Source organism: Cupriavidus sp. IDO (assembly GCF_000812465.1).
Lineage (GTDB): Bacteria > Pseudomonadota > Gammaproteobacteria > Burkholderiales > Burkholderiaceae > Cupriavidus.
This window is the reverse complement of record NZ_JWMA01000050.1, coordinates 1-6,640: the sequence shown is the minus strand read 5'-3', so window position 1 is coordinate 6,640 and position 6,640 is coordinate 1. Positions and strand designations below refer to the sequence as shown.

The following is a 6,640-nucleotide window of genomic DNA, read 5'->3' as shown; positions in this document are numbered from 1 at the left end:
GGGGGCCGGCGCGTCAACGAAGTGAAGCGCCGTGGCATATCAACGGCCTGCCCTCTCCCCCTGCCCCTCTCCCGCAAGCGGGAGAGGGGAGCAAGCCGTCAATCGAGCGTGGCGCCGGAGTCCTTCACCACCTTGCGCCAGCGCGTCATTTCCGCGCTCAGGTAGGCACCGTAGGCCTCGGGCGTGGAACCGCGCGGCTCGGCGCCCTGCGCGGCGAGGCTTGCGCGCGTTTCGGGGCTGGCGAGCGCTTTCACAGTCGCGGCGTTCAGCTTGCGCACAATTTCCGGCGGCGTTTTCGCGGGTACCAGCATGCCCTGCCAGGCGCCGACCTCGAAGCCCGGCATCACCGTCTCGGCCACGGTCGGCACGTCAGGCAGCTGCGAGCTGCGGGTGCTGCTGGTGACTGCCAGCGCTCGCATGCGCTTGTCGCGGATAAAGGGCAGCGATGAATTGATGGTGTCCGCCATGAACTGCACCTGCCCGCCGGCCAGGTCGGTCAGCGCCGGCGCGCTGCCCTTGTATGGCGCGTGCACCGCGCTCAGGCCGTTGGCCTGCAGGAACAGGAAGGCCGCCAGGTGGGTCACGTTGCCGTTGCCGGCCGAACCGTAGGTCAGCTTGTCCGGGTTGGCCTTTACGTACTGGATGAACTCCTTCACGTTGTGCACGGGCATCTGGGCGTTGACCTCGAGCACGAGCGGCACCATCGCCGTCAGCGCCACCGGTGCGAAGTCGCGCCGTACGTCATAGGTGAGCTTGCTGTAGAGCGCGGGACTGAGCGCGATGGACGAGGTGTTGTACAGCACCGTGTAGCCGTCGGCCGGCGCCTTGGCCACGATCTCGGCGGCGATGTTGCCGTTCGCGCCGGGACGGTTGTCCACCAGCACCTGCTGGCCAAGCTCTTCGGTCATGCGTTTGGCGATCACCCGCGAGACCAGGTCGGTCGGGCCGCCGGGCGGGAATGGCACGACCAGCCGGATCGGATGGTTCGGGAACGCCGCAGCATCCGCTGCCGGGGTGGCGTGCGAAGCGCTGCTCAGTGCTATGGCCGTCGGAACGGCCAGGAACTTCACGAGGGTCTTTGCCTTCATTTCTTGTCTCCTCCGGCGCTGCAGTGCGCAGGTTCAGTGGCCGGCCAGCAGGCGGCGTGCGGTGTAGGTCATGACCTTCTCGTTGCGCTGGTTGAATACTTCGATGGCCGAGTCCACCACCGCGCGGCCACTGCGTGACGTAGGCCGGATGCCGGTCACCGTGACGGTGGCCCAGATGGTGTCGCCCACCACCACTGGCGCATGGATCTGCTGGGTCAGCTCCAGCATCGCCAGCCCGGTGCCCTGGATCATGGTCTGCAGGATGAAGCCCTCGATCAGGGCATAGGTCAGCGCCGCCGGCACCGGGCGGCCCTGGATGGCGCCGGCTTCGTAGCCGGCTTCGATGAAGATGGCCTCGACCATGCCGGTCACCGAAATGAAGTTGACCAGGTCGGTCTCGGTCACGGTGCGGCGGAAGGTCCGGAAGGCCTGGCCTTCCTTCAGGTCCTGCCAGTAGAAGCCCTGGCCGAGGCGCGGCAGGGTGGTGTGGGTCATGGGGTCTCCTTCGTCGTGGTCGGGGGAGCTGCGGGTGCGCAGAATGCGGCGCCGCTGGCGCGCAGGGCTTCGATCTCGCCGGCGGACAGGCCCGCCTGCGCCAGCACCCCGGCGGTGTGTTCGCCCAGCCGGGGCGGCACGCCGATGGGCGAGCGCTGGCTGTCAAAGCGAACCGGTGCGCCCGGGAAGCACAGGGTGCCCATGGCCGGGTCTTCCACCGGCTCGAAGAAGCCGGTCGCGCGCAGGTGCGGATCTTCGGTCAGCTCGTCCAGCTCGTTGATCTTCGCGACGGGAATCTGCAGCGATTCGCATAACTCCAGCCAGTGGGCGGTGGTGTGCCCGTGCACGATGTCGCCGGTGATTTCGTAAAGCGTCTCGATATGGCGGGTGCGCGCGGAGATATCGGTGAAGCGGGCATCGGTGGCCAGCTCCGGCCGTCCGGCAGCCTGGAAGAAGTCGCGCCAGTGGGCGTCGGTGTACGGCATCATGCAGACGTAGCCGTCGGCGCTCTGGTAGGGCCGGCGCAGCGGTGCCAGCACGCGCGGATAGCCGGCGGGGCCGCGTGGCGGATCGAAATGCCGGCCGTAGAAATGCTCGACCAGGTTGAACGCCACCATCGATTCGAACATCGGCACCTCGACCATAGTGCCGGTGCCGTTGGCAGCGGTGCCTTCGGCCGTGCGCCGGGCCCGGCCGGCCAGCGCGGCGCACACGGACAGCGCCGCCACCAGCCCGCTGGTCTTGTCGGCGGCGATGGTCGGGAAGTAGCGGCTGCTTCCGGTCTGCGCGGCCATCAGCGCGGCATTGCCCGACAGGCCCTGGATGATGTCGTCGTAAGCCGGGCGGCCACCGTAGGGGCCCTCCTCGGCAAAGCCGAGCAGGCTCACGTAGACCAGGTCCGGGTGGCGCGCCATCACGTCCGCCGGGGCCAGCCCCAGCGCCGCCAGCTTCTGCGGGCGCATGCTGTGCATCAGCACGTCGGCGCCGGCCAGCAGGCGGTCCAGCGCGGCCTGCGCGCCGGGCTGCTTGAGATCCAGCACGATGCTTTTCTTGCTGCGGTTCACGCCAAGGAAGATGGCCGCCATGCCGGCTTCGGCCGACGGGCCGGTGCGGCGCGTGGAATCGCCCTCGGGCGGCTCGACCTTGATGACTTCGGCGCCCAGGTCGGCCAGCCACTGGCTGGCGTATGGCCCCATCACCACCGTGGAAAGGTCGATCACGCGGATGCCTGCTAACGGCAGCATGCTGTCTCCAGAGCTTGTTCCAAGGCCCACAGCGTAGATCAGGGCGGCATGTCTGGTCTAATATTAGTTTTTTAGAATCCGATATCCAGTGAGTATCACCATGGATTTGCGCCAGTTGCAGCAGTTCGTCGCCCTCGCCGAGACCGGCAACTTCCATCGCGCCGCCGAACGGCTGCACATGGCGCAGCCGCCGCTGTCGATCTCGATCCGCAAGCTGGAAGAGCAGCTGGGCACCGCGCTGTTCGTGCGCACCTCGCGCGGCGTGCGGCTGACGCAGGCCGGGGAAGCGGCGCTGCACGACGCGCGCCGGGCGCTGTTCCATGCCGGCCAGGCGCGGGCGGCGGCGATGGCGGCCGGGCAGGGCGAGCGCGGCGCGCTGCGCATCGGCTTTGTCGGCTCCGCCACCTACGCGCTGCTGCCCAAGCTGATCCCGGCGTTCCGCGCGGCGCACCCGGGCATCGAGCTGGTCCTGCACGAATCGACCACTGCCGCCATCCTGGACCGGCTGGAGAAGCACCAGCTCGACGCCGGGCTGGTCCGCTTCCCGATCCTGAGCAGCGGGGATTACACGCTGACGCCACTGGAAAGCGATGTGTTCGTCGCCGCGGTGCCGGCCGACAGCCCGCATGCGCAGGAGGACACCATCGCGCTGCGAACGCTCTCTGCCGAGCCATTCATCATGTACCCCGCCGCGGACGTGCCCAACCTGAATGCCGTGGCCATGCTGCTGTGCCAGCAGGCGGGGTTTGTGCCGCGCGTGACACAGGAGGCGGTGCAGGTGCAGACCATCGTCAGCCTGGTGGAGAGCGGACTGGGGGTGGCGCTGGTACCGAGCGTGGCGGCGCGCTATGCGAACCGGCGGGTGCGCTTCCTGAAGCTGTCGAGCCCGCGGCCGGCCGGTCGCATCGGCATTGCCATGGCGGCGCGGCCCGGCGACGGCGACCGGCAGGTGCAGCGCTTCCTGGCGGCGGCGCTGGTTGCTGTGAAGTAGCCGGGGGCTGCCTGCCTCAGGCGCGCGGCCCGCGCGGGCGCGCGGTAGCGCTGACGCCGGCGCGCTCCAGGTTCACGCCCGGCAGCAGGTGCAGCAGGCGCACCAGTTCAGACTGGCGATGCGTGCCGGTCTTGCGCAGGGTGTCGCGGATATGCACGCGCACCGTGTGCGGGGAGAGGAATTCGCGCTCGGCAATTTCGTTGAGCGTCTCGCCGGCGGCCAGGCGGATCGCGATGATGCTTTCCTTGCGCGACAGGCCGAAGAGGGACGTCAGCACGGCCGCGTCGAGTACCGAGCGTGACTCCGAATTGCCGAACAGCATCATGGCTGCCGGCAATTGCCACGGCCCTTCGACCGGCTGGCGCGAGACCAGCGGCGTCACGATGATCGGCACCGGCTGGCCGCCGGAAGTGATGTGCATCCACGAGCCAGACGCCGCATCGGCGCCCCGGTCGCGCACCGCACCGTCCAGCAGCTTGCGCAATACGTCCTGCAGCGCTTCGCCGTGGGCGCGCAGCACGCCGTCGGCCAGCGAGAGATGGCTGTCGGCCTGCACCATCGCCTCGGCCCAGCTGTTGGCGTAGCGCACGCGCATGTCGGCCTGCAGGACCATCACGCCGAAATCGAGCGTGTCGAGGCCGGCCAGGCCCAGCGAGGCCAGCCCGCTTAGTTCGAAATTGCGCTGCTGCATGCGTGCGGCGCGCACCCAGTGCGGCATGATATGCGCCAGCCGCCGTTCGCGTTGACCGGCGCTGATGCTGCCGGCGCTGGTGCCGCGCATCAGCACGCAGACTTCGGCCGTGTCGATCAGGCGGAAGCCGCGTTCGAGGCCGCTGCATTCGCCATCGGCGACGGCGGATGCGACGGGCTGGTCCTGCCAGCTTGCGGCGCTGCCCGCCGCCGATAAGGCGGAAGCCTGTGTTTCAATCAGCACGCTCCCGCAGAGTTCTCCGCAAAGTTCTGCCGGAGCCTGGAAACTGTCTGGAAGGATGGTGCCGCTGGTGTAGCAACCGTGCGGGGTGACGCCAAGCCGGGCGTGGCCGGCGAGCTTGTCCCAGATCAGGTATTGCGGACTGCCTGTGCAGGTATATCGGGAAAAGAGGTCGAGGGCGGCGGGCATGGCTGCCACGTCCAGCGCGGACTCATAGATGGAATCGACCAGACGATGAAAGTCATCGTCGAGAGTCGGGTGTTCGCCCATGTTCATTTCCCCCGGTGGCAAACGCCTGTTACTTATCCCCACTGCCAAGGCGTGGTGTCTTGTTATCGGTATCGGCCGGGCATTCTTTATGGCCCGATCCGACCCGTGCTTCCCGCAGCAATTGCTTGCCACCGGCGCCGGTTCCGCAACTCCCCAGTTGCTTTGTCAACCCGGCTTGCACGTTGGCAATCATGCCAAACAATCTTGTTTTCTTTTATCCCCCGCGTCGGGGGGCAGTGGCCGCTACACGACTGTCACCGGCGGCTAGCTCGACTTGCCCATTGTGCAGCGATAGTAATGCCCCGGCAAAATCTTCAGGGCTGAAATGGGACCTGCCGTTTCGCAAAAGCGACAGCGTACCCGTTTCTGCGTGAGCATTCGTGCTCATTTCGGTGCGGGAGTGGCGACTTCGGCGCTTGCGAGCTCCGCGGCGCCGCCGTCGACCTGGATCATCAGGCTCGGCGCCGCCATGCGGATGCCACTGGCGTCGAAGTTGCGCTTGAGCCGGACGTTAAAGGCACGCGTGATCTCGGCCTGCGCGAGCGGCCGTGTCTTGAACTGCGCCATCACCACCGGCCCGCTCGGATCGAAACGGTCCAGGCCGAGGATGTCCAGGCCGGACATCAGGTTGCGCGCGTAGCGGTGTTCGCGCGCCACTTCGTTGCCGGTGGCGCGGATCACTTCCAGCGCACGGTCCAGGTCGCTCTGGTAGCTGAGGCCGATGTTGAATACGGCATAGCCATAACCGCGCGACAGGTTCTTGATGCTCTTGATCTGGCTGTAGGGCAGGGTATGGAGGGCGCCCTTGCCGTCGCGCAGCTTGACGGTGCGGATGGTCATGCCCTCGACCACGCCGGCGTGGTCGGGCAGCTCGATCGAGTCGCCGATGGCAATCGAATCCTCGATCACGATGAACAGGCCCGTGATCAGGTCCTGCACCAGGCTCTGCGCGCCGAAACCGATGGCCAGCCCGACCACGCCGGCGCCCGCCAGCAGCGGCGTGACGTTGACCCCCAGGTTGGCCAGTACCACCATCATTGCGATCACCAGCAGCGCCACGAACGATGCATTGCGCACCAGCGGCAGGATGGTCTTGACCCGCATGCTCGGCTGCGGGCCCCGCCCGTGCGTGGGCGACATCGCCTGCGTAATGGCGGTATCGATCACCAGCCAGAGCAGCCATGCCAGCAGCACGGTGCCGGTGACGCTGACCACGGTCTCGGTGATGTGCCGGCCAGCGGCGGACGATTCCGCCAGGCGCAGGATGGAAGTGCCCCAGACCCGCGCGGCCAGCTCCAGGAAGAGTGCCCAGACCAGCACCCGGATCAGTGCCAGCGCAAAATTGCCGAACCGCTGCAGGTAGGCCGACCGCCGCCGGTCGCGGATGCGCGGCGTGCGCACGGACGCCTTGGGCGAGCGCCCGGTCACCAGCGTCAGCAGCAGGGCGCCGACAAACAGGGCCACCGACGCCACCGTGCGCCGGAGGAAGACGTCGGCATGGCCGGTCGCAAGCACGGTGGCGATCACCGATGCCACCACCACCGCCAGCACAGGCAGGTGCCAGGACTGTCCGGCCAGGCGCAGCAGATCGGTCATGGCGGGGGGGGGTTGGCGGGAATTC

At 67.8% G+C, this 6,640-nt stretch carries 6 protein-coding genes; 1 reads left to right on the top strand and 5 read right to left on the bottom strand.

Annotation, left to right across the window (positions count from 1 at the left end; all coding sequences use genetic code 11):
* Nucleotides 1-98: 98 nt before the first annotated feature.
* The 3 genes from RM96_RS16790 to RM96_RS16780 are packed head-to-tail and all read right to left on the bottom strand — an operon-like array spanning nt 99 to nt 2,827.
* Nucleotides 99-1,088, bottom strand: a complete 990-nt coding sequence (locus RM96_RS16790) for a tripartite tricarboxylate transporter substrate binding protein (protein ID WP_039012187.1) — start codon at nt 1,086-1,088, stop codon at nt 99-101.
* Between the two features lie 33 nt (nt 1,089-1,121).
* The gene (locus RM96_RS16785; protein WP_039012186.1) at nt 1,122-1,583 is read right to left on the bottom strand and encodes a MaoC family dehydratase; all 462 of its coding nucleotides are present in this window, start codon (nt 1,581-1,583) and stop codon (nt 1,122-1,124) included.
* Nucleotides 1,580-2,827 carry a CaiB/BaiF CoA transferase family protein gene (locus RM96_RS16780; RefSeq protein ID WP_039012185.1) on the bottom strand — a complete coding sequence of 416 codons (1,248 nt, stop codon included), beginning with the start codon at nt 2,825-2,827 and terminating at the stop codon, nt 1,580-1,582. Before RM96_RS16780 ends, RM96_RS16785 begins: the two co-directional genes overlap by 4 nt.
* 100 nt (nt 2,828-2,927) lie before the next feature.
* Here RM96_RS16780 and RM96_RS16775 point away from each other — a divergent pair, with 100 nt between their 5' ends.
* Nucleotides 2,928-3,818 carry a LysR family transcriptional regulator gene (locus RM96_RS16775; protein ID WP_039012183.1) on the top strand — a complete coding sequence of 297 codons (891 nt, stop codon included), beginning with the start codon at nt 2,928-2,930 and terminating at the stop codon, nt 3,816-3,818.
* Between the two features lie 16 nt (nt 3,819-3,834).
* Here RM96_RS16775 and RM96_RS16770 read toward each other — a convergent pair whose 3' ends face one another.
* Both RM96_RS16770 and RM96_RS16765 read right to left on the bottom strand, forming a co-directional pair.
* Nucleotides 3,835-5,019 (bottom strand): helix-turn-helix transcriptional regulator, encoded by a 1,185-nt coding sequence (locus RM96_RS16770; protein ID WP_039012181.1) that lies wholly within the window; start codon nt 5,017-5,019, stop codon nt 3,835-3,837.
* Nucleotides 5,020-5,403: 384 nt separating this feature from the next.
* The coding region (locus RM96_RS16765) for a mechanosensitive ion channel family protein (RefSeq protein ID WP_039012189.1) at nt 5,404-6,640 on the bottom strand (1,237 nt) is incomplete at its 5' end.

What these genes read in the sequence shown, in the direction of transcription:
- RM96_RS16775 (WP_039012183.1), top strand. Translation starts at nt 2,928, where the DNA reads ATGGATTTGCGCCAGTTGCAGCAGTTCGTCGCCCTCGCCGAGACCGGC.
- RM96_RS16770 (WP_039012181.1), bottom strand. Translation starts at nt 5,019, where the DNA reads ATGGGCGAACACCCGACTCTCGACGATGACTTTCATCGTCTGGTCGAT.
- RM96_RS16780 (WP_039012185.1), bottom strand. Translation starts at nt 2,827, where the DNA reads ATGCTGCCGTTAGCAGGCATCCGCGTGATCGACCTTTCCACGGTGGTG.
- RM96_RS16790 (WP_039012187.1), bottom strand. Translation starts at nt 1,088, where the DNA reads ATGAAGGCAAAGACCCTCGTGAAGTTCCTGGCCGTTCCGACGGCCATA.
- RM96_RS16785 (WP_039012186.1), bottom strand. Translation starts at nt 1,583, where the DNA reads ATGACCCACACCACCCTGCCGCGCCTCGGCCAGGGCTTCTACTGGCAG.